The organism is Thioalkalivibrio sp. ALE10, from assembly GCF_000381385.1.
Classification (GTDB): Bacteria; Pseudomonadota; Gammaproteobacteria; order Ectothiorhodospirales; family Ectothiorhodospiraceae; genus Thioalkalivibrio.
Genome location: NZ_KB906452.1, coordinates 126953 through 146612, shown reverse-complemented (window position 1 = coordinate 146612; position 19660 = coordinate 126953). Strand labels below are relative to the sequence as shown.

Below are 19660 nucleotides of genomic sequence, written 5' to 3'. Positions count from 1 at the left end.
GGGGCGGGTTGCGAGGATCGTCCGCAAGCCCACGTGGATGGACTTGCGGACGATCCCCTTGCGGGGATCGCCGCGGGCCCGGCCGGGGTGGCCGGACCCGCGACTGCCCCGGGACCATCCAGCGATGATCCCGGGGGCAGTTCCGGGCGCACCCGGGAGTGGATCAGTCGGCGCGCGGCACGCGCACGCTTTCCACCAGGTCCTGGATGTCCTTCGGCGGCGGAGCGGTCATCTTCATCACGATGAAGGCGGTGATGAAGTTCAGGGCCGCGCCGATGGGGCCGAAGCTGGACGGGTTGATCCCCAGGATCCAGCCCTCCGGCGTGTCCGGCAGCATGGCGGTCTCGGGGAAGAAGAACCAGCCCTTGTACATGAAGATGTACAGCAGGGTGGTCACCAGACCCACCAGCATGCCGGTGATCGCGCCTTCGCGGTTCATCTTCTTCATGAAGATGCCCATCATCAGGGTCGGGAACAGCGAGGCGGCCGCGAGTCCGAAGGCCAGTGCCACCACCTCGGCGGCGAAGCCCGGTGGATTGAGCCCGAGATAGCCGGCGAACAGGATGGCGACGGCCATCGCGATGCGTCCGGCCAGCAGCTCGCGCTTCTCGCTGATCTTCGGCGTGAAGACCCCCTTGAGCAGGTCATGCGAGATGGCCGACGAGATCGCCAGCAGCAACCCGGCCGCGGTGGACAGCGCTGCCGCGATCCCCCCGGCCGCCACCAGGGCGATGACCCAGCCCGGCAGACCGGCGATCTCGGGGTTGGCCAGCACCATGATGTCGCGGTCCAGCTCGACGATCTCGCTGCCTTCCCAGCCGTATTCCTCCTCGGCCATGGCGGCGAATTCTTCGTTCTCGTCGTTGTAGTACTGGATCACGCCGTCGTCGTTCTTGTCCTCGAACTCCAGCAGGCCGGTCTGTTCCCAGCGCTCCATCCAGGCCGGCTTGTCATCAAAGGCCAGGTGGCCTTCCTCGGTGCCGATCTCGCCCGGATGCACGGTGTTGACCAGGTTCCAGATGGCCATCGCACCCACTGCCGGGGCGGTGGTGTACAGGATGCCGATGAAGACCAGCGCCCAGCCGGCCGACTTGCGCGCATCCCGCACGCGCGGGACGGTGAAGAAGCGGATGATCACGTGCGGCAGGCCCGCGGTCCCGATCATCAGCGCCAGGGTCAGCAGGAACATGTTGAGCATGCTCATGCCGCCTTCGGTGGCGGTGTACTGGGTGAAGCCCAGTTCCACCATGGTGTTGTCCAGGGCTTCCAGCAGGTAGGTGTCGGAGCCCTGCAGGGTCGACCCCAGGCCCAGCTGCGGAAGCGGGTTGCCGGTCAGGGTGATCGCAATGAAGATCGCCGGCACCGTGTAGGCGAAGATCATGATCACGTACTGCGCGATCTGGGTGTAGGTGATGCCCTTCATCCCGCCGAGCACGGCGTAGATGAACACCACCGCCATCCCGGCGACCAGGCCCACTTCCAGTTGCACCTCGAGGATGTTGGAGAAGGCGATCCCCACGCCGCGCATCTGCCCGATCACGTAGGTGATGGACATGGCCAGCAGCGAGATCACGGCCACCACGCGGGCCGGCTTGGAGTAGAACCGGTCGCCGATGAATTCCGGCACCGTGAACTTGCCGAACTTGCGCAGATAGGGGGCCAGCAGCAGGGCCATCAGCACGTAGCCGCCGGTCCAGCCCATCAGATAGGCACCCCCGGTGAAGCCGAGGAAGGCGATCAGGCCGGCCATGGAGATGAAGCTGGCCGCGGACATCCAGTCGGCCGCGGTGGCCATGCCGTTGGCGACCGGGTGGACACCCTTGCCCGCCACGTAGAATTCGCTGGTCGAGCCGGCGCGGGCCCAGATCGCGATGCCGATGTAGATCGCGAAGGTGATGCCGACCACGATCAGGCTGAGAGTCTGTTGATCCATGGCCGGATTACTCCTCGTCGACGTTGAACTTGCGGTCCAGCACGTTCATGCGCCAGGCATAAACGAAGATCAGGACGATGAAGGTGTAGATCGAGCCCTGCTGGGCGAACCAGAAGCCCAGCGGATACCCGCCCAGGTGAAAGTTGTTCAGCGGCGCCGCGAGCAGGATGCCGAGCACGAACGACACGAAGAACCAGATGCCGAGGCAGATCGCCAGAAGGCGAAGATTCGCCTTCCAGTACGCCTCGCGACTGAGGTCTTGCGACATGGTGTTGCTCCTCTTTTCGTAGGTATTGGTTGTGGTGGCCTCACAGCTGGTACTGCACCGCAAGCTGCCCCTGCAGCTTGCGGGCCTGGCGGAAGGATTCCTTGAGCACCCGTCCCTCCAGGGCGCCCAGTTCTTCCGGCCGGATGCGGCTGTCGTCCTCGCGGCCCTCGCGCAGGGCCTTCTGCTGCGCCCGCAGGCGCAGCATCTGCAGATAGCGCAGGGCCGCGTGATAGTCGGCGGCGTCGCCGGGGCGCATGGCCTCGGCACTGACCGCCTGATCCATGCGCTCGTGGCTGCCGGTGGCCGGCAGCTCGGCGGCCAGCGCGATCACCCGCGCGCCGTCCACGAACGGGGTCAGGCCCTGTTTCTTCACGTCGATCCCCTCGGCACCGGCGCGGATCTCGCCGAACAGGCCCAGCGGCGGCCGGAAGCCCTGCTGGTTGGCCGCCATCTGCCGGCGAAAGCGCGAGTTGTAGGCGGTCTTCTGCAGCAGGAAGGTGCGCAGTGCCTCCACCGGCGAGGCGTCGCCGTCCACCGCGCGCAGGTCGAAGAAGATGGTGCTCTTGAGCAGGTGTTCCGGGGTGCCCTGTTCGATCCAGCGGGTGAATCGGGCTTCCCATTCCGGACCGCTGAGGCAGCACTCCGGATTGCCGGCCATGATGTTGCCGGGACACAGGGTGAAACCGCATTCGGCCAGCGCCCGGTTGACGGCCTGCGCCCAGGGCAGCAGGCGCGCGCGGATCGCGTCCTCGTCGCCCGGCTCGGCATCGAACAGGATGCCGTTGTCCTGGTCGGTGATCAGCGCCTGTTCCTCGCGCGCCTGCGAGCCGAACGCCAGCCAGGTGAAATCGATGCCCTCGATGTCGTACTGCGGGCGCAGCAGGGCCAGCACCCGGCGGGTCGCGTGTTCGTTCAGGCGAGTGATCAGGCGCAGGACCTGGTCCGCCTCGGCGCCCTGGGTGATCACCGCCTCCACCAGCCGCGGGACCTGGCGCAGGCGCCCGGCGATCTCGTCGACCGCGGTCGCCTGGCGGATCTCGCGCACCAGCCCGTCGAGGGTCAGCGGCTGGCGGGTGAGCAGGTCGCGTTCGCCCAGCACCCCGGTCAGGCGGCCGTCGCGGACCACGCACAGGTGGGTCATCCCGTGCTCGGTCATCGCCTCGATGCCCTCGAAGCCCGGGGCGTTCTCCTCCAGCGCGACCGGGTCCGCGGTCATCACCGCGCGCACCGGCGTATCCAGCCCGACCCCTTCCAGCGCCACGCGGTTGAGCAGGTCGTGCAGGGTGAAGATGCCCACCGGTGCATGTTCGGCATTTACCGCGACGATCGAGCCCACGCGCTGGTCGCGCATGGTGCTCAGGGCCTCGCGCAGCGGGGTGTCCGGGCGGCAGGTGACCGGTTCGCGCGCCAGGCGCAGTGCCAGCGGGGTGTTCAGCTGGCCTCCGCCGGCCGCGTCATGACTGGCGAGGCTGTCGAGGCCCTGATGCAGGCGGTCCAGCAGGTTGGCCAGACGCCGCGTGCAGAAGTCGTTGAATACCCGCGAGCGGGCCCGCAGGCGGTCGAAATCCTCCAGGCTCAGTTCCAGGCACAGGGTGTCCTCCGCCGCGCGATGCACGGTATGCACCGCGCGCCGGCCGAGCAGGGCCCCGATCGGGAAGCATTCGCCGGGGATCAGCTCCCAGGCGTTGCCGGAGAGCTGTTCGTCCTCGCTCGGGCTCTCCCCGCGGATGCGTCCCTGACGGATGATGTGGAAGCGCTGCGCCGGGCCCGCTTCCGGGTCGGTGATGCGCGCCCCCTGTTCGTAGAAGCGCGTCTGCAGGCGCGGCAACACGAATTCCAGCGCCTCGGCCTCGAGCTGGTCGAAGGGCGCGTGGGCGTGCAGGAACTCGCGGGTGCTGTCGAGGGCGTCGGACATCGTGTCGGCTGCGGGAATCGGCGTCCCGCGCCCGTTGCAAGTCGCGGGCCAGTGATTCCAGGCCTTTAAAAACAGGGGTTTGTGACGCAGAAGGGGTGGCGGGTGTTACGCGGCGTAACACCCTTCGTTACGCCGCGTAACGGCCCGTAACGCCGCGGCGTAACACCCCGGTTGACCCCCTCGCGGGGGGTATCGATGATGGGAGCCCGTCCCACAGCCACCGGAAGGTCCCCATGCGCCGCTTCGTGCTGGACACCAGCGTCTTCACCAACCCGCACGTCTCGGCGCAGTTCGGCGAGACCCCCGAGGCGGTCCTGCAGCAGTTTCTCCGGCTCGCGCGCGACTGCAGCGCGGAGTTCTACATGCCGCTGTCGGTCTACGAGGAATTCCGCACCATGCGCGACCTCGAGCCGCTGGCCGCGGATTTCGAGACCGTGGTCTGGGTGCGCTCGCCGCGCCGCTTCGCGCTGACCCTGCCCAGCGACATCCTCTACGAGTTCATCGACGAGGTGCGCACCCGCATCGACCGCGGCCTGCGCATCGCCGAGGAGCACACCCGCGAGGCCGGCGCGGCGGACACCCTGCGCCCGGAACTGATCACCCAGCTGCGCGAGCGCTTTCGCGAGGCGATGCGCAAGGGCCTGGTGGACTCGCGCGAGGACGTGGACGCGGTGCTTCTGGCGATGGAACTGGATGCCGAACTGGCGACCGCCGACCAGGGCATGCGCAAGCTGGGCAATCGCATGGGGGTCAAGCTGGTGACCGCCGAATACCTCGCCGGGGTGATGGAGAACCTGGCCGGTCACTGACATCCCGCCCCGCCGGCCCCCTGCATGCCCCGTGGCGGGGCGGGGCCTGCCCCGTGAAGGGGCAATGGTTGTCGACCGCCCCGCCGTGGCCGCGGCGTATCGGGAATCGGGTCCGGGCAGGGCACTGGTCCGGGAATTGCTGGGACCCCGGGTCGCAACCCTCAAGACCCGGAACAATACATGCTGGTGGTACGTATTCAGGGCGGTCGTGCGCCGCGTGACTGGACCCGCTGGGGGCATCCCCTGTCCCCCGAGAGCCCGCAGATCTGGTGTTTCCCGCTGCCGGATCGGATGGACCTGGCCGACCTGGTCGAGGCGATCGTGCTGGAGACCCCGGAGGAGCGGCTGGAGGACTGTCTGGGGCTGTGGTCCACCGGGGATCCGGCCGCCGGTCTGTCGCTGGCCTCGCTGGACCAGCTCGAACCGCTGGCGGTGATGCATGCGCGTCTGCACGAGCCGTGGATCCTCGGCCCGCTGGCCGGCGTGGTCGAGTCCCATTTCCAGCCCATCGTGGATCTCGCCCGCCAGGGCGAGGTGTACGGTTACGAGATGCTGTGCCGGGCGCGCCATCCGGAACGCGGTCTGCTGGGCGGGGCCGAAACCTTCGCCCTGGCGCGCCGGGCCCGTTGCCTGGATGACCTGGAACAGGCCTGTCAGATCCGTGCCCTGGCGCGCAAGGCCGAGATGCTGCCGGCGGGCACGCCGATATTCATCAATGCCCTGCCGCAGTCCCTGCTGGGGACCGATCTGCACCGGCATCCGTCGCTGTCCTGCCTGCGGCGGCTGGGCGTGGCGCCGGAAGACGTGGTGATCGAGATCGTGGAGAGCGATCACGTCGAGGACATCGACGCGATGTCGGCGGCCTGCGATACCCTGCGCGGGCTGGGGTTCCGCATCGCCCTGGACGATCTCGGTACCGGCTATAACGGCCTCGCCCTGCTGGCCAGCCTGCGCCCGGATTTCATCAAGCTGGACCGCGGGCTGGTGCACGAGGCGCACGGGTCCCGGGTGCGCTCGGTGATGCTGGAGACCCTGATCGCGATGGCCCGTCGGCTCGGTTGCGCCACCGTGGCCGAGGGTCTGGAGAGCGAACGCGATCTCGAGCTGTGCCGTGATCTGGGGGTGCATTTCGCGCAGGGCTTCCTGATCGGGCACCCGGCGTCGGTGCCGGTGGAGCCGGCCCCGCTGCCACCGCGTCCGGAGGCCGGCAACCCCGCCGGAGAGGCGGGCGAGATGCGGCTGATGGACTACGTGACCCGGGTGCCGACCCTGCCGATCGAGGCGGATCGCGCGCGGGTGCGCGAGATGTTCCGCTGCCACGGCGACATGGGCCATCTGCTGGTGGTGGGCGAGGGGCGGCCGCTGGGCTTCATCGCCCGCGACCGCTTCCTGCGCGAACCGCCGTCGCGCGACCATGCCGGCATCGGTCGCCTGGTGCGTCCGCTGTGCAACGTGCTGCGCGGGCACGTGCCGGTGCGCCAGATCCTGTGGCGGCTGTTCCATTGCCGCGAGGTGCACGACCCGTGGGTAGTGGTGGACGATCACGGCCAGCTGACCGGGGTGATCCAGCCGTGGCAGCTGCTGGAGCAAGCCCTGAAGCAGGGGACCGACGAGGGCAGCCATCCGCTGACCGGGTTGTCCACCGGGCCGGCACTGCGGGGCCTGCTGGAAAAGCGGCGCCTGGCCGGGCAGCCTCAGGCGCTGCTGTACATCGACCTCGACAACTTCAAGGCCTTTAACGATCGCTACGGCTTCGTGCGCGGCGACGCGATGATCAAACTTCTGGCAGAGTGCTTGCGCGCGGCGTTCGGCGATCACGGCGAATGCGACCTCGGCCATATCGGGGGCGACGACTTCATGGTGGCGGGACCGGCCGCCGCGGAGGTATGGCTCAACCGGCTGCACGAACTGGCGCTCAGCTTCGATCAGCTGTGCGGCCATCTCTACGACCGCCAGGACCTCGAACGCGGGTTCTTCACCGGCGACGACGGTTCGTGCTTCCCGGTGGCGAATCTGTCCGCGGTGGTCGTCCTGCCCGCCCCCGATGCGGGCATGGACAGCGTGGCGCTGTCGGAACGGGCCGCTGCGCTGAAAAAGGAGGCCAAGTGCCACTCGGGCTCCGTGATCGTGCTGGACGGTGACCCGCCGCGCTGCCTGCCGGTGGAGCCGGTGCGCGACGGCGACGATGATTCCTGGCAGGAACAGGCGGTGGCGGCCCTGGAACGGGTTGCCCGCGGTCCGCGCGGGCAGGGCGGGCATGATCTCGACGCGTGGTTTCGCGAGCATCCCTATTTCGAACTGGTCTACGAGCTGGATGGTCAGGGGCACCAGCGCTACGCCAACTGGGTCAATCCGGAGATGCGCGGGCGCATCCAGACCGGCGGCATGGGGGTCGACCGCTCCACCCGGACGTACTTCCACGAAACCGTGGGCCGCGGCCAGCCGTTTGTCTCCGACATCTATCTGTCCTCGGCCTCCGAGGATTTCTGTGTGACCCTGGCGATCCCGCTGCCCGATGCCGCCGGGGCGCTGGTGGGCGACATCAATCTGGCCGGGTTGCTGGCCCTGCGCAGCCGTACGCGGAGCGCCGGCGCTCGCGCGCCGGCGCTCGTCTGAATCCCGCGTCCCGGCGGGCCGGGCATCGGGCATGCCCGCCGTCGGGAGGCTTGCCAGCGCGCGCGTGGCGGCGAATACTGGGGATCCCGATTTCCCTGAGAGTGATGGCCGCGTCGATGAACCATCCAGTCCGTGTGCTGTGGGGCGCGTTGTGCCTGCTGCTGATGTCCTCCGTCCCGGCCGCAGCCGAATTCGAACGCCTGCCCGGGGCGCTCAAGGCCGCGATCGAGGAGCAGGGGCTGTCGCCCCGCTCGGTGGGCCTGTGGGTGGAGCGCGCCGGAGACGACCAGGTGCTCGCCCAGTTGAATGCCGATCGTCTCTTCAACCCGGCCTCCACGCTCAAGCTGGCGACCTCACTGGCGGCGCTGGATCAGCTGGGGCCGGACTACACCTGGAAGACCGAGCTGTGGGCCGTCGGCGAGCTGCGCGACGGGGTGCTGGAGGGCGACCTGGTGGTACGCGGCACCGGCGACCCCGGCATGGTCAACGAGGAGCACTGGCGCATGCTCGGGCAGCTGCGTCAGGCCGGCGTGGAACGCATCGCCGGCGACGTGATCCTGGACGCCTCGCATTTCGACGTGGGGCCGCAGGATCCTTCCGTGTTCAACGGGCAGCCGCTGCGGGCCTATAACCAGGGCGTGTACGCCCTGCACGTGAACTCCAACGCCCAGCGCATCCGCGTGCGGCCCGGGCGCAACGGCGAGACCGTCCGGGTCAGCCTGGATCCCCCGCTGCCGGACGTGGAGATCGACAACCGGCTGCGCCCCGGGCGCGGGCGGTGCGGCGATTTTCAGCGCGGGATCGAGATCGATGCCGACCGCGCCAACGGTCGCCTGACGCTGACCGGCGAGTATCCCGTGCATTGCGGGGAATACGAGTTGCTGCGTTCGGTGACCGAGCCCGAACGCAATCACGCCGGGCTGTTCCGTCTGCACTGGTCGCAATGGGGCGGGGAGCTGGACGGCGAGATCCGTCCGGGGCGCATGACGCCCCTGCAGCAGGAGCCCCTGGTGACGCATCGCTCGCGGCCGCTGGCGGACCTGATCCGGGTCTCCAACAAGTGGAGCTCCAACGTGATGACCCGGCATCTGATGCTGACCCTGGGTGCCGAGCGTCACGGGGCTCCGGCGACCATGGATTATTCGCGCCAGGCGCTGATGGAAGCCCTGCGCGAGCTGGGCGTGAACCCCGGCGGCATGCGGGTGGACAATGGCTCCGGCCTGTCGCGCGACGCGCGCATGTCGCCGTACCAGCTGGGGCAGATTCTCCGGGCCGGATGGGAGCATCCGCTGCGGCCCGAGTTCCAGTCCTCGCTGGCTCTGGCCGGGATCGACGGCACCCTGCGCAACCGCTTCAACAACGGCGCCGAACGCGGCCACATGCATCTGAAGACCGGACACCTGCGCGAGGTCTCCGCGGTGGCCGGCTACGTGCGTACAAAGAGCGGGGATGACGTTCGCGTGGTTCTGCTGGTGAACGATCCGCGCGCCCATATCGGGCCGGGACGCAGCCTGCAGGAGGCCGTACTCGGCTGGGTACGCGCGCTGTAACCGGTACGCCCGGGGCGCCCGGTCAGCAGTCCGGTGCGCCGTCGTCTTCCGTGGCGTTCCCCGGGGGCACCGGACACACCTGCCAGCGCGACAGGATCGGTGGCCGTGATACCCGAACCTCCAGTTCGGCCAGCCACAACGCGATCATGCGGTTGGAGTTGTGGCGCAGGCTGTACCGGGTCGGGTGCTCGACGAAGGCCATGTCCCAAACCGCCATTTCGCGGCGGTCGTCCTGGCCGCGTCGCCACAGCGCTTCCAGATCCTCCCGCAGGGCGGCGGTCTCGTCGGCATCCACCGTGAGGGTGTGCACCTCGCGTACCGGGACTCGCAGGTCGCGTCGGAGGGCGGCCTGCGGGGCCTCGCCGGTCAGGACCTGGCGTCCCAGCGCGGCCCGGGTCGGCCAGGCCAGTGCGGCCAGCGCGCTGAAGGGCCCGGTACGGCGTTCCGCATAGAACCGCCAGTCCCCGTAGGAATAACGCAGCCAGTGCCGGCCGTCGGCGTCCGGCAGCAGCAGACTGCTGTGTCGTCCATGGTCGATGATCAGCACCTGCGTCGCGGGTTCCGGATCGGGAGGCGGCTGCACCTGTACCGGTGCGCAGCCGGCGAACGCCACGACCAGCAGGACCAGGAAAACGGTCCGGGGGACGCGGAGGTACGGGACAGCGGGCCGGGGCATCGATGGCTCGCGGTTTCCGTCAGTGACGTTCCAGCTTGCCCAGCTCGTTCAGGATGGACTGCACCAGGCTCTCGCCCTGCGGACCCATGCCCTGACACAGCACCTCCGGATCGCGTTCGCCATCCACCAGGCGCTTGGTGATGCCGCCCAGACGCGCCATGTCGCCGCCCGCGCGGGTCATCTGTTCGGCCATCTGCGACAGCCAGTGCAGCGACTGCGGATCGCCGCGGGATGCTCCGTGGATCATCTGCGCCAGCCCCGGCGCGGCCTGCGCGGCATCGGCGGTCTGGTTCGGATCCGGCAGTGTGGCCGGGTCCTGCAGGCCGGTGAGAATGGACGAAAGAATGGCGCTGTCTTCCTCGTCCAGACCGTTCAAAAGAGACGGGTCGCGCTGGCCGTCCAGCACCTGACGGATGCGGGCGACCAGGTCCGTCCAGCCGCCCTGGATCGCCTGTTCCAGGACGGGCTCCAGCTCCTGCCGGCTCTGCGGGTTCTGGCAGGCCTGCACCACCAGATGGATCAGCGTGGCATGGGCCTGCCGGATCTGCTGCGCGCGCGGCGAATCCTGCATCGTGGGAATCCTTGCTTTCCGGGGGTTTGTGCGAGGGTAGCATGTGCGTTCCCATGGAGCGTGGGGCACAATGGCCCCGGGACGCTCCGGGGAAAGGCCCGGGGCTCCGGAAGCAACGCCGGCGGCACGCCGGAGCGAAAAAAGGTGACAGCGGTGGAAGAACAGACGGCAGTCGGGCTGTGGGTGGCCCTCGGCATCTTGGCGATCGTGGTGGCGGCGCTGGTCGGCTTCTGGGTCGGCCGGGTGACCAGCGACGAACGCAAGCTGATCCGTCAGCTGGAAGAAGAGCTGGACCAGCGCATGCAGGAGCTCACGCGCTACCGTTCCCAGGTGAACGATCATTTCGATCGCACGGCCACGCTGTTCGCCAGCATGGCGGGCACCTACCGGGACCTCTACCATCATCTGGCGCAGAGCGCCGAGGAGCTGGCCGACAAGCCCACCCGCGAACGCCTGGAGGATCGGGCGGGCAAGATGCTGGCGAATACCCACCAGCGCGATTTCGATCCCGGTCAGGGCGGCGGCGAATCTTCGGAGTCGGGCGACCGGGACCCGCAGGAGTCCGGACGCCTGTCCGATGCCTCCGATCCCGAAGAGGCCGGGCAGCGCGAGCGCCGCTCCGATCCGGAACGCCCGCGCCCCGATTGAGCCCCGATTGAGCCGCTCGCGGTCCAGCCCCGGAATCGACCCGTGCGGATCCCGGGCTACCGGCGCGACAGCTCGGCCCGGATCTGGTTGTCCAGGTTCTCGATCCAGCGGTTGTAGTTCGGGTGGATCTCGCCGTTGGTGTGGTTGAGGTTCGTGCTGTCCTTGTAGTCGATGCGGTATTGCCCGGCGGAATACGGGATCTCCACCACGGCGGTGTGATCGCGCACGCGGATCGCCCCTTCCATCACGCCCGGTTCGACCTCCTCCATGCGCCAGCCGAGCCGGGCACCCGCATCGCGAATGGCCTGCGACATCACTTCGGCATCGGGACGCTCGCCCTGCGCATTGGTGATGGTGGTGTCGCTGACGTTATGCACCGGGGCGGTGCCGCGGCAGCCGGCCACCAGGAACAGGCTGGTGACGACGACGATGAGCAGGGTCTTGTAGTGCATGGTGCGGTTCCCTCCAGTTCTCCGGTGTGCGACGCAACGACACCCGAGTGTAGAGTTCCGGTCAGCTGTTTTCCACGGTCGGCGCCGTTTCCGGCCGGCGCAGCGAGCGCCACAGTCCGAGCGGGCGCATTCCGCGGCGCAGCAGGTGACCGGCGACCATGAAGATGATGCGCAGGGTATCGGCCGCCGGGCGGAAATGGCTGGGGCGGCGATCCTCGGGATAGATGCAGCGCACCGGCACCAGACGCGCCGGAAAGCCATGCCGTTCGGCCGCGATCAGCGCCTCGCTCTCGAACACGAACGAGCGGCCGTGCCCGTGGGGGATGCGCATCTGCCGCAGCAGATCGGCGGGGTACAGGCGAAAGCCCGACTGCGAATCGCGCAGCGGCTGCGCCGAGGCCCAGCCGATCCAGAAATCCGCGACCCGGTTGCCGAACAGGCGCAGCGGCGGGGTGCGTTCGCGTTCCTTCAGCCGGGCACCGAGGATCAGGTGTCGGGGGTGTTCCCGCCAGGCGGCGATCAGTGCCGGGATTTCCGTGGCGTCGTGCTGGCCGTCGCCGTCCAGGGTGACGACCGCGTCGGCGCCCTCGGCCACCGCCTGCTGCATCCCGGCCCACAGGGCACCGGCCTTGCCGCGGTTGGGTTCCAGGCGCAGGACCTCGGCATGGGTGGCCGCCAGGGTGGCGGTGTCGTCGGCGGAGCCGTCGTCCACCACCAGTACCCGGTCGACCTGCGCCCGCGTGGCGGCGGTCACCGCCTCGATGGTTGCGGCCTCGTTGTGGGCCGGGATCACGGCGAACACGACGGGGGCGGTCATGGCTGCGGGGGCCGGGGCATCAGGCCAGGGCGCCGTTGATGCCGATGACCTGCCCGGACACGTAGTCGGCAGCCTCGGAGGCGAGGTAGCCCACCAGCCCGGCGACCTCGGCGGGCTCGCCGGCGCGGCGCATGGGCACCATGCGGCGGATGGTGTCGGCATCGAATGCGGATTCGCTCATCGGGCTCTCGACGATCCCGGGCGCGACCGCGTTGGCGGTGATGCCGCGACTCGCGACCTCCTGAGCCAGCGACTTGATCGCCCCGTGCAGGCCGGCCTTGGCCGCGGCGTAGTTGGCCTGGCCGCGGTTCCCGGTGACCCCGGCCACCGAGGTGACGGCGATGACCCGGCCCCAGCGGGTGGTGATCATCGGCAGCAGCGCCGGCTGCACCACGTTGTAGAAGCCGTGCAGCGAGACCTCCAGTGGCCGGCGCCACTGTTCCGGCGTCATGCCCGCCAGCGGGGCATCGTCGTGGACCCCGGCGTTGTGCACCAGGATCTGGAACGGGCCGCGTTCGATTTCGGCCTCCAGTGCCGCGCGGGTGGCCTCGGCGTCGGTGATGTCGAAGCCCAGCACCTCGGCCCGGCCGCCGTCGGCGCGGATTTCTTCGACGACGTTCGAGGCGGCCGCGGTGTTGCGGTTGGCATGGACGAAGACCTCGCAGCCGGCGGCGGCGAGATCCCGGGCGATGGCCGCGCCGATGGCGCCGCTGCCGCCGGTGACGAGTGCGCGTCGCGTCATGGGGTTTCTCCGGGTTCCAGGATGACCGTGGCGCGGGCCGCCAGCAGCGGTTCGCCGGCGGCTTCCACGGCGAGATCGTAGATCGAGCTGCGGGCGTCGGCCATCACCCGCTCGGCGTGGATGTCCAGTGCGGTTTCGATGGTGTCCAGGCGCCGCGCGTGGATGCGCAGGTCGCGCACCGCGGCCAGATAGCCGGCCCGCGGCGCCGCGGCGTCCGCCGCGCCCAGACTGCCGTGCACGGCCATCGCCTGGGCGCCGTATTCCAGCGCGGCGAGGGCGTGCAGGCCGGGTTCGCTGCGCAGCGGGTTGTCCGGATCACGGTGCGAACGGGCGCGACAGTGGATGCGGTCGGCATCGTGGGCGACGACCTCGTCCAGCAGGCTCATCGCGCCGGCATGCGGCAGGCGCTCGCGGATGGCGGCGGCGTCCAGGATCATGGCGTGGTTTCCTCCACGTGCAGCCCGAGTACCCGCCCGGCGGGGGCTTCCAGGACCACTGCGTCGTGGTGGGCGCCGGCCAGACGTTCCAGCAGGGGCAGGGCCCGGGCCGCGGGGTTGGTGGCACGCAGGGCTTCCAGCGCCGGCGCCCGGCACGGGGTCTCGGGACCGTTCCCCCCGGGGTCCAGGCGCAGCTGCCACTGCGCGCCCGCGACCGGCCCCAGGCGCAGGCCGAAGGCAAAATTCTCGGTAACCGGTCGGACCGTGCGGAACAGCTCCATGGACGGGACGTCGTAGGAGACCACCAGGACCTCGCCGCCCTCGGCCAGCTGCAGGGTGACCGCCTCCAGCAGCCCGGCGGCCACCGTGCCGGTAAAGCCGGACAGGGCGGTGGCCGGGGCCGGGTTTCGGGTGGCGATGGACCAGTTGCCGGCCGGGGCGTTGTGCACCGAGTTGTGGAACTGCATGGGCGAGACCGCCGGGTCCGGCTGGGTCAGGGTCTCGCAGATGCGGTCGATGATGTCCATGTCGCCACTGGAGGAGGCGAACACGCTGCGCATGGACGTGCGGTCGCCACCCTCGCTGGCCTCCTCGGCCGCATGCAGGGCCAGGCGGATGGTCTGTGTGGTGCGGCGGCGTTCGTTGGCCGGAAGCAGGCTGGTGGGCGGGATCTGCACCGGCGCATGCACGTGTTCCCGGCGTCCGGACAGGATCTCGCGTGCCGACGGGAAATCCGCCAGCCCGGGCCCGATCAGCCCGACCGCGTGGATGCCGACGGGATTCAGCACGGGGCCTCCAGCAGCAGTGAGCAGTTGTTGCCCCCGAAACCGAAGGCGTTGAGCAGCACCCGGCGCACCGGGCGTTCTTCGCTGGCCGCGCGCGCATCCAGACCCAGTTCGGGGTCCGGGTCGGTCAGTCCGGCGGTGCCGGGCACGAAGCCGCCGCCCAGACTGGCCAGGGCCTGGGCGGCGCCCACCGCGCCGGCCGCGCCCAGGGTATGTCCCGTCAGGCCCTTGGTGCCGGCACAGCGCGCCTGCGGGCCGAGGACGTCGGCCAGCGCGCGGGCCTCCGAGCGGTCGTTGGCGGGGGTCGCGGTGGCGTGCATCAGCACGTAGTCCACGTCGGTGCCCGCACATCCGGCGCACTGCAGGGCCTCGCGCATGGCCCGCGCTGCGCCCGCGCCTTCCGGGTGGGGCGCGGACATGTGGTGGGCGTCGCTGGATTCGCCGTGGCCGGTCAGGCGCGGGGCATCCGCCGGGGCATCCTCCGCGCGTTCCAGCAGGAAGAAGCCCGCCGCCTCGCCGATGGAGATCCCGCGCCTTTGCCGGTCCAGCGGGGTGCAGGGCTCGGGCGCCACCAGCTGCAGGGCGTTGAAGCCGTACAGGGTCATCCCGCACAGCGAGTCAACCCCGCCGACGATGGCCGCGTCGCAGACCCCCGCCCGCAGATGACGCCAGGCATCGGCGAACACCTTGGCGCTGGAGGAGCAGGCGGTGGAGACCACCATGGCGGGCCCGCTCAGACCGAGGCGCGTGGCCACGTAGTCCGCCAGCGAATACATGTTCTGGGTGTGGCGGTAGTCGTAGTCGGGGGGCAGGGCGCCGGTCTCAGGATCGCGCCGGCGATAGGCCTCCTCGGTGGCCGCGATCCCCGAGGTGCTGGTGCCCAGCAGCACCGCGACCCGGTCGGCGCCGTGGCGCCGCACCGCGCTGGCGACCGCGTCGAGGAAGCCGTCCTGCTGCAGGGCGAGTTCGGCCAGGCGGTTGTTGCGGCAGTCGAACGGCGCCAGCTCGCCCTCCAGCGGGTGATCTTCCAGGCCCTGGACGCGGCCGATGAAGGTCTCCAGATCCACGTCGGGCAGGTCGCAGCGCCGCAGGCCACTGCGGCCCGCGCGCAGCGCGGCCGCGCCCGCGGCGTTGCCGGTGCCGGCGGCGCTGGTCTGGGTGTGGGCGGTAATGGCCAGGGCATTCATGGAGACGGTTTGATCCTCGAGCGCAACAACCCCGGCCCGGGGCCGGGGGCCTCGAGCGTCGGGGGCGGGTTCACGGGACGGGCCAGCAACAGGGCCGCCACGTAGGAAAATACCACGCCCAGGGCCACGGTGAGACCCAGGGCGCGCAGCACCGGCAGGCTGGACAGGGCCAGCAGGGCGAACACCAGACCGGTGGACAGGGCGCACAGGGTCACCGAACGGCGGGTGCGCCGGGCCTCGTCCGGCTCCATGGCGCCCGGGCGGCCCAGGAATACCGCGTAGTCCAGCCCCAGCCCGATCACCAGCATCAATGCGATCAGGTGGAACAGGGTCAGCTCGATCCCGAGCAGCAGCAGACTGGCGGTGGTCAGCAGCAGACCGGCGGCGACCGCGGTCACGATGCGCAGGCTGCGCCCGGGATCGCGCGTCAGCAGCCACAGCAGGGCGGTGACCGCCAGCGCGGCCAGGGCCAGGCGGGTCAGGGCCGCCGTGCGAAAATCCGCGACCATGGCCTCGGTGGTGGCGCGCAGGTCGACCAGTTCGACCTGGATACCGGTGGCCGCATTGTGGCGGTCGATATGCCCGCTGACGGCGTCGGCGTCGCTCAGACCGCGCAGCAGCACCTGTCCGATCCAGGCCCGTTCATGGCCCGCCGCCGAATGTTCGCCCGGGGCCAGCAGCAGCGGTTCCAGCGCCTGGCGCAGCGGCCCGTCGGGCAGGCTGGCGGGGGTCACCGGGTCCATCTCGCGACTGCGTTCCACGTCATCGAGAAACGGCGTGAAGGCCTCGGCCTGAAAGCCGTGGTCCCGCACCGCCCGTTCCACGTGTTCGGCCAGGGTGTCGCGCTCGGGCAGGGCCGCCTGGCGTTCGCGCTGGGTCGCGGTATCCGGGAGTATCTGCGCGGGATGGTCGAAACCGGTGATCGCCCCCGCGTCGCGCAGCGCCTCCAGCGGTTCGTCCAGCGCGTGCGCGGCCTGCAGCACGGCGTCGGCGGATTTTCCCCGGATCAGCACCAGATGGCGCACGTCCGGCAGGCCGAGGGCGTCGCGCAGTTCGCGATCCAGGGCGATGGCCTCCTCGGGGACCGGGTTCAGCGCGGTCAGCTGGTCGTTCCACGGGAAGGGGTCGCGGCTCAAAAGCACGGCCAGCGCCGCGAGCACCGCCACCAGCAGCAGACCGAGACCCGCTCGCTGTCCGCGTGGCCGCAGCGAGGGCAGGGGCAGTCGCGGTTCCGGCAGGCCCCGTTCGCGTGCGCCGCGTGGCAGCAGCGCCGGCAGGACCCAGCGGGTGACCGCGGCGGCGACCAGGATACCGGTCAGTACGAACAGGCCCAGCTGGGCCATGCCGGGGAACGAGGTCGCGGCCATCAGCGCGTAGACCAGTGCGGTGGAGCCGGCACCCAGCACCAGTGCGGGCCACAGTTCGCCGGCGACCCTTGCGGCCCCCCGGCGGCCGGTGTGCGCGAACAGATGCAGGGGGTAGTCCAGCGCGACCCCCAGCACGGTGATGCCGAAGGCCAGCGCGATCCCGTGCAGATGGCCGAAGACCAGCGTGACCATGGCCGCCCCGGCGAGGATCCCGCTGCCCAGCGGGATCGCCGCCAGCCACACCGGATGGGGGTGGCGGAAAACCACCAGCAAGAGCACCGCCAGCGCCAGCGAGGCGGCGAGGCTGAAGGCGGTGACCTCGGCTCGGATGCGCTCGCGCGATTCCACCGCGATCGCGGGTGGCCCGGCCTGCAGCAGGCGCAGGTCGGCGTCCTCCAGGGCCGCGAATTCCTGTTCGACGCGCTGCAGCAGCCCGGTCTGCTCCTCCAGGCCTTCGGCCGCCGGCGCGATGCGCACGACCAGCAGGGCCCGCTCGCCGGCCGGGTCGGTCCATACGCCGTGTTCGCCGCGGGTCGCGTCGCCGAACGGGTCGCGCAGGCGCTCGCCCAGTTCCAGCAGTTCGCCGGTGGGGTCGCGCGGGATCAGCTCGCGCGGCATCGCCGGCACCGCGCTGGAGAGGTCGTCGCGGCGCTCGGCGAACGCGCTGTCCAGGTGCTCCCGGGAGAAGCGCTCGGGGGTGACCGCCGGGCTCAGCAGGTAGCGCAGGTCGAGGATCGCCTCCAGCGCCTCGGGGTCGAAATCGCCGCGTCCGTTGTGGACGCCGGCGACCGCCGGGTCCCCGCGCAGGGCGTCGGCGAGTCCGTCGGAGGCCGCGGCGCGCCGTGCGGCATCGCCGCCCTCGATGGCCAGCAACAGCTGGCGGGCTCCCGGTCCGCCGTCGACGTCCAGCGGCAGTCCGGCCTCGGCGCCGGGGTCGGGCATGAAGCGTCCGAGATCGGTGGCCATCTCGCCGCGCAGGGCCAGGACCAGGGCCGCGATCAGCAGACCGGCCAGCCACAGCGTGACCGCGGCACGCGAGGGGAGGGACGACATGCGTGGTCAGTCGCGTTCGCTGGACGGGTCGCCGGATGCCGGTGCTTCGAAATGCATGCGGCTGGTGCGGTTGCCGGATTCCCAGGTGTCCATGCGCCGGATCTCGCCTTCGCGGCCGCGGATGGTGATCTCGATGATCGCCCGGCGCAGCGCGCGGTCGCGCGGGCGCAGCTCCAGTTCCCAGGCGTCGAGATCGCCGTCCAGTTCGACCTCGAAGCCCGCTTCCAGGGCCTCGCGGTCGCCCTGCAGCAGGCTGCGGAACAGCCCTGCGAAGGCCTCCAGTCCGGGTTGTTCGTCCAGACGGATCTCGCGCACCGCATCGCCGCGGGTCAGGGTCAGCTCGCGGCCCTCGATGCGCACGTGCTCGCCGCGGCGGCCGTCGGTCTCGCGGATCAGGGTGTCCGGAGGCTCGAAGGCGATGCGGCCGCTCTGGCGGTCCTCCGACTGCAGCATGGGGTCCTGGCGGACCTCGCGAAAGGCCATCTCCGCGGGGGCGTCGAGGCTGAGGGCCGCGAGGATCGCATCCAGGGTGTCAGCGGCGGCCGGCAGCGGCAGCCACAGCAGGGGCAGCAGGGCCAGCCATGCGAGCCGGGCGGGCCCGCGGGTGCGGTGGTGGTCAGTCGTCATGCCAGAAATCATAGAAGTTGAACCAGTTCCACGGGGCGTCCCGCACATGGGCCTCCAGGCGCCGGGCATAGTGGCAGGTCCAGTCCTGCAGCACCGCGTCGCGGTGTGCCCGCGGCGCCTCGATCGCGTCGGCAAAGTGTTCGAAGACGATATCGTAGCGGTTGCCGCCGCGATACAGGCCGAAACACAGGATCACCGGCACCTTCAGCACCGTGGCCAGCAGCATCGGCCCCATGGGGAAGACCGCGCGGTCGCCGAGAAATTCGCACTCCACCGTGCGATCGTTTTCCACCACCCGATCGCCCAGCATGCCCACCATTTCGCCGCGTTCCACCGCCTCGCGGGCGCGGATCAGGGTGTCGGTACGCCCCAGCGGGATCACGCTGCGCGCGACCTCGGGGTTGAGCGAATCCAGCAGCCGGGTGATGACCTGGTTGTGGTCGGCGTCCATCAGGACCCGGACGGGGAAGTCGTGATGGCCCACGGCCAGGGCCCGCAGGGCCTCGAAACTGCCCAGATGGGCCCCCAGCAGGATCGCGCCGTCCCCGGAGTCCAGTGCCTGGTGGAAGATGTCGGCGCCATGCACGCGGATGTCCAGGGCCTGCTCGCGCCCGGCGAGCAGGAACACCCGGTCGAGGATCACTGCGGCGAAGCTGTGCAGGTGGCGGGCGACATCGCGCACGCGCGGCGGATGCCCCAGCACCCGCCGCAGATACTGCCGGCTGTGCCGCCGTGCGCGCGGTGCCAGCAACAGGAAATAGGCGGTGATGGGGTACAGCAGCAGGCGCCCGGCCGGCCGGCCCAGGCGCAGCGCGACCCACAGGATGATGCGCAGGGCGAGGGGACTGCCGCGTTCTTCCTGAGCGCGCCAGTCCCCGCTCATGACGGGTCGGCCGGCGGTTCGGGGTCCAGCTGCCCCGCGCACAGCAGCGTATCGGAGCCGTCGTCACGGATGCAGCGGAAGGCACGGGTCCCGCGGCGCCCGGGTTCGTCGATCTCCACCCGGAACGCGGTCTCGGGAGGCAGCGGCGCGACGAATTTGATCTGCGGAAAACGCGCGGGAGCGGTCAGGCCCAGCTCCTCCGCGGCCGCCGCGACCTGTTCCAGGATCATCACGCCCGGTACCACCGGGTTGCCGGGGAAATGCCCCGGAAGGGCCGGATGGTCCTCCGGGATGCGGCGCGGCCGGCTGGTCAGGCCGGTCATT

The 19660-nt window shown here is 70.3% G+C and carries 19 protein-coding genes; 4 read left to right on the top strand and 15 right to left on the bottom strand.

Going from position 1 to position 19660, the window contains the following annotated elements; translation table 11 throughout:
- Positions 1-163 precede the first annotated feature (163 nt).
- From F788_RS0107165 to F788_RS0107155, 3 genes are read right to left on the bottom strand one after another with little or no spacing between them, the layout of a single operon-like run.
- On the bottom strand, positions 164-1933 hold the full coding sequence (locus tag F788_RS0107165) for a sodium:solute symporter family protein (protein WP_019589727.1): 1770 nt from the start codon (positions 1931-1933) through the stop codon (positions 164-166).
- Positions 1934-1940: 7 nt separating this feature from the next.
- Positions 1941-2201 (bottom strand): DUF4212 domain-containing protein, encoded by a 261-nt coding sequence (locus F788_RS0107160; RefSeq protein WP_019589726.1) that lies wholly within the window; start codon positions 2199-2201, stop codon positions 1941-1943.
- A 40-nt stretch (positions 2202-2241) separates the two neighbouring features.
- Positions 2242-4116 (bottom strand): DUF294 nucleotidyltransferase-like domain-containing protein, encoded by a 1875-nt coding sequence (locus F788_RS0107155; RefSeq protein WP_019589725.1) that lies wholly within the window; start codon positions 4114-4116, stop codon positions 2242-2244.
- A 233-nt stretch (positions 4117-4349) separates the two neighbouring features.
- Here F788_RS0107155 and F788_RS0107150 point away from each other — a divergent pair, with 233 nt between their 5' ends.
- The 3 genes from F788_RS0107150 (at position 4350) to dacB (ending at position 9091) form a co-directional block, all read left to right on the top strand.
- Positions 4350-4925, top strand: coding sequence for an RNA ligase partner protein (locus F788_RS0107150; RefSeq protein WP_019589724.1), 576 nt, complete (start codon positions 4350-4352; stop codon positions 4923-4925).
- Between the two features lie 180 nt (positions 4926-5105).
- Complete coding sequence (locus F788_RS0107145) at positions 5106-7541, top strand: EAL domain-containing protein (protein ID WP_019589723.1); 2436 nt, start codon at positions 5106-5108, stop codon at positions 7539-7541.
- Between the two features lie 104 nt (positions 7542-7645).
- The gene (dacB, locus tag F788_RS0107140) at positions 7646-9091 is read left to right on the top strand and encodes a D-alanyl-D-alanine carboxypeptidase/D-alanyl-D-alanine-endopeptidase (protein ID WP_019589722.1); all 1446 of its coding nucleotides are present in this window, start codon (positions 7646-7648) and stop codon (positions 9089-9091) included.
- Positions 9092-9113: 22 nt separating this feature from the next.
- On the opposite strand, the gene F788_RS0107135 is transcribed toward dacB, so the two are convergent.
- Both F788_RS0107135 and F788_RS0107130 read right to left on the bottom strand, forming a co-directional pair.
- Positions 9114-9767 carry a DUF2459 domain-containing protein gene (locus tag F788_RS0107135; RefSeq protein ID WP_018870265.1) on the bottom strand — a complete coding sequence of 218 codons (654 nt, stop codon included), beginning with the start codon at positions 9765-9767 and terminating at the stop codon, positions 9114-9116.
- Positions 9768-9786: 19 nt separating this feature from the next.
- Entirely contained in the window at positions 9787-10338 is a 552-nt protein-coding gene (locus F788_RS0107130; RefSeq protein ID WP_019589721.1) for a hypothetical protein, read from the bottom strand.
- A 153-nt stretch (positions 10339-10491) separates the two neighbouring features.
- Here F788_RS0107130 and F788_RS0107125 point away from each other — a divergent pair, with 153 nt between their 5' ends.
- Positions 10492-10986: a YhcB family protein gene (locus F788_RS0107125; RefSeq protein WP_019569684.1), complete on the top strand. Its 495-nt coding sequence runs from the start codon at positions 10492-10494 to the stop codon at positions 10984-10986.
- Positions 10987-11042: 56 nt separating this feature from the next.
- Here F788_RS0107125 and F788_RS0107120 read toward each other — a convergent pair whose 3' ends face one another.
- From F788_RS0107120 to F788_RS0107075, 10 genes are all read right to left on the bottom strand, one after another.
- The gene (locus F788_RS0107120) at positions 11043-11438 is read right to left on the bottom strand and encodes a hypothetical protein (RefSeq protein ID WP_019021837.1); all 396 of its coding nucleotides are present in this window, start codon (positions 11436-11438) and stop codon (positions 11043-11045) included.
- Positions 11439-11499: 61 nt separating this feature from the next.
- Complete coding sequence (locus tag F788_RS0107115) at positions 11500-12255, bottom strand: glycosyltransferase family 2 protein (RefSeq protein ID WP_019589720.1); 756 nt, start codon at positions 12253-12255, stop codon at positions 11500-11502.
- 19 nt (positions 12256-12274) lie between these two features.
- On the bottom strand, positions 12275-12997 hold the full coding sequence (fabG, locus tag F788_RS0107110) for a 3-oxoacyl-ACP reductase FabG (RefSeq protein WP_019589719.1): 723 nt from the start codon (positions 12995-12997) through the stop codon (positions 12275-12277).
- Positions 12994-13434 (bottom strand): hypothetical protein, encoded by a 441-nt coding sequence (locus F788_RS0107105; protein WP_019569687.1) that lies wholly within the window; start codon positions 13432-13434, stop codon positions 12994-12996. The genes fabG and F788_RS0107105 overlap by 4 nt, the downstream gene beginning before the upstream one ends.
- The gene (locus tag F788_RS0107100) at positions 13431-14219 is read right to left on the bottom strand and encodes a beta-ketoacyl synthase chain length factor (protein WP_038030589.1); all 789 of its coding nucleotides are present in this window, start codon (positions 14217-14219) and stop codon (positions 13431-13433) included. The genes F788_RS0107105 and F788_RS0107100 overlap by 4 nt, the downstream gene beginning before the upstream one ends.
- On the bottom strand, positions 14216-15406 hold the full coding sequence (locus tag F788_RS0107095) for a beta-ketoacyl-ACP synthase (RefSeq protein WP_019589718.1): 1191 nt from the start codon (positions 15404-15406) through the stop codon (positions 14216-14218). The genes F788_RS0107100 and F788_RS0107095 overlap by 4 nt, the downstream gene beginning before the upstream one ends.
- Positions 15403-17826 carry an MMPL family transporter gene (locus F788_RS0107090; protein ID WP_019589717.1) on the bottom strand — a complete coding sequence of 808 codons (2424 nt, stop codon included), beginning with the start codon at positions 17824-17826 and terminating at the stop codon, positions 15403-15405. The genes F788_RS0107095 and F788_RS0107090 overlap by 4 nt, the downstream gene beginning before the upstream one ends.
- Before the next feature lie 6 nt (positions 17827-17832).
- The gene (locus F788_RS0107085) at positions 17833-18453 is read right to left on the bottom strand and encodes a LolA-related protein (protein WP_019021844.1); all 621 of its coding nucleotides are present in this window, start codon (positions 18451-18453) and stop codon (positions 17833-17835) included.
- Positions 18443-19336, bottom strand: coding sequence for a hypothetical protein (locus F788_RS0107080; protein ID WP_019021845.1), 894 nt, complete (start codon positions 19334-19336; stop codon positions 18443-18445). The genes F788_RS0107085 and F788_RS0107080 overlap by 11 nt, the downstream gene beginning before the upstream one ends.
- Positions 19333-19659: a hypothetical protein gene (locus F788_RS0107075; protein ID WP_019021846.1), complete on the bottom strand. Its 327-nt coding sequence runs from the start codon at positions 19657-19659 to the stop codon at positions 19333-19335. The genes F788_RS0107080 and F788_RS0107075 overlap by 4 nt, the downstream gene beginning before the upstream one ends.
- Between the last annotated feature and the right edge of the window lies 1 nt (position 19660).

Excerpts from the sequence above, each read along its gene's own strand:
- F788_RS0107155 (WP_019589725.1), bottom strand. The coding sequence starts at position 4,116 with ATGTCCGACGCCCTCGACAGCACCCGCGAGTTCCTGCACGCCCACGCG.
- F788_RS0107150 (WP_019589724.1), top strand. The coding sequence starts at position 4,350 with ATGCGCCGCTTCGTGCTGGACACCAGCGTCTTCACCAACCCGCACGTC.
- F788_RS0107160 (WP_019589726.1), bottom strand. The coding sequence starts at position 2,201 with ATGTCGCAAGACCTCAGTCGCGAGGCGTACTGGAAGGCGAATCTTCGC.
- F788_RS0107145 (WP_019589723.1), top strand. The coding sequence starts at position 5,106 with ATGCTGGTGGTACGTATTCAGGGCGGTCGTGCGCCGCGTGACTGGACC.
- F788_RS0107165 (WP_019589727.1), bottom strand. The coding sequence starts at position 1,933 with ATGGATCAACAGACTCTCAGCCTGATCGTGGTCGGCATCACCTTCGCG.
- F788_RS0107135 (WP_018870265.1), bottom strand. The coding sequence starts at position 9,767 with ATGCCCCGGCCCGCTGTCCCGTACCTCCGCGTCCCCCGGACCGTTTTC.
- F788_RS0107075 (WP_019021846.1), bottom strand. The coding sequence starts at position 19,659 with ATGACCGGCCTGACCAGCCGGCCGCGCCGCATCCCGGAGGACCATCCG.
- F788_RS0107090 (WP_019589717.1), bottom strand. The coding sequence starts at position 17,826 with ATGTCGTCCCTCCCCTCGCGTGCCGCGGTCACGCTGTGGCTGGCCGGT.
- F788_RS0107130 (WP_019589721.1), bottom strand. The coding sequence starts at position 10,338 with ATGCAGGATTCGCCGCGCGCGCAGCAGATCCGGCAGGCCCATGCCACG.
- F788_RS0107120 (WP_019021837.1), bottom strand. The coding sequence starts at position 11,438 with ATGCACTACAAGACCCTGCTCATCGTCGTCGTCACCAGCCTGTTCCTG.
- F788_RS0107105 (WP_019569687.1), bottom strand. The coding sequence starts at position 13,434 with ATGATCCTGGACGCCGCCGCCATCCGCGAGCGCCTGCCGCATGCCGGC.
- F788_RS0107080 (WP_019021845.1), bottom strand. The coding sequence starts at position 19,336 with ATGAGCGGGGACTGGCGCGCTCAGGAAGAACGCGGCAGTCCCCTCGCC.
- fabG (WP_019589719.1), bottom strand. The coding sequence starts at position 12,997 with ATGACGCGACGCGCACTCGTCACCGGCGGCAGCGGCGCCATCGGCGCG.
- dacB (WP_019589722.1), top strand. The coding sequence starts at position 7,646 with ATGGCCGCGTCGATGAACCATCCAGTCCGTGTGCTGTGGGGCGCGTTG.
- F788_RS0107095 (WP_019589718.1), bottom strand. The coding sequence starts at position 15,406 with ATGAATGCCCTGGCCATTACCGCCCACACCCAGACCAGCGCCGCCGGC.
- F788_RS0107085 (WP_019021844.1), bottom strand. The coding sequence starts at position 18,453 with ATGACGACTGACCACCACCGCACCCGCGGGCCCGCCCGGCTCGCATGG.
- F788_RS0107115 (WP_019589720.1), bottom strand. The coding sequence starts at position 12,255 with ATGACCGCCCCCGTCGTGTTCGCCGTGATCCCGGCCCACAACGAGGCC.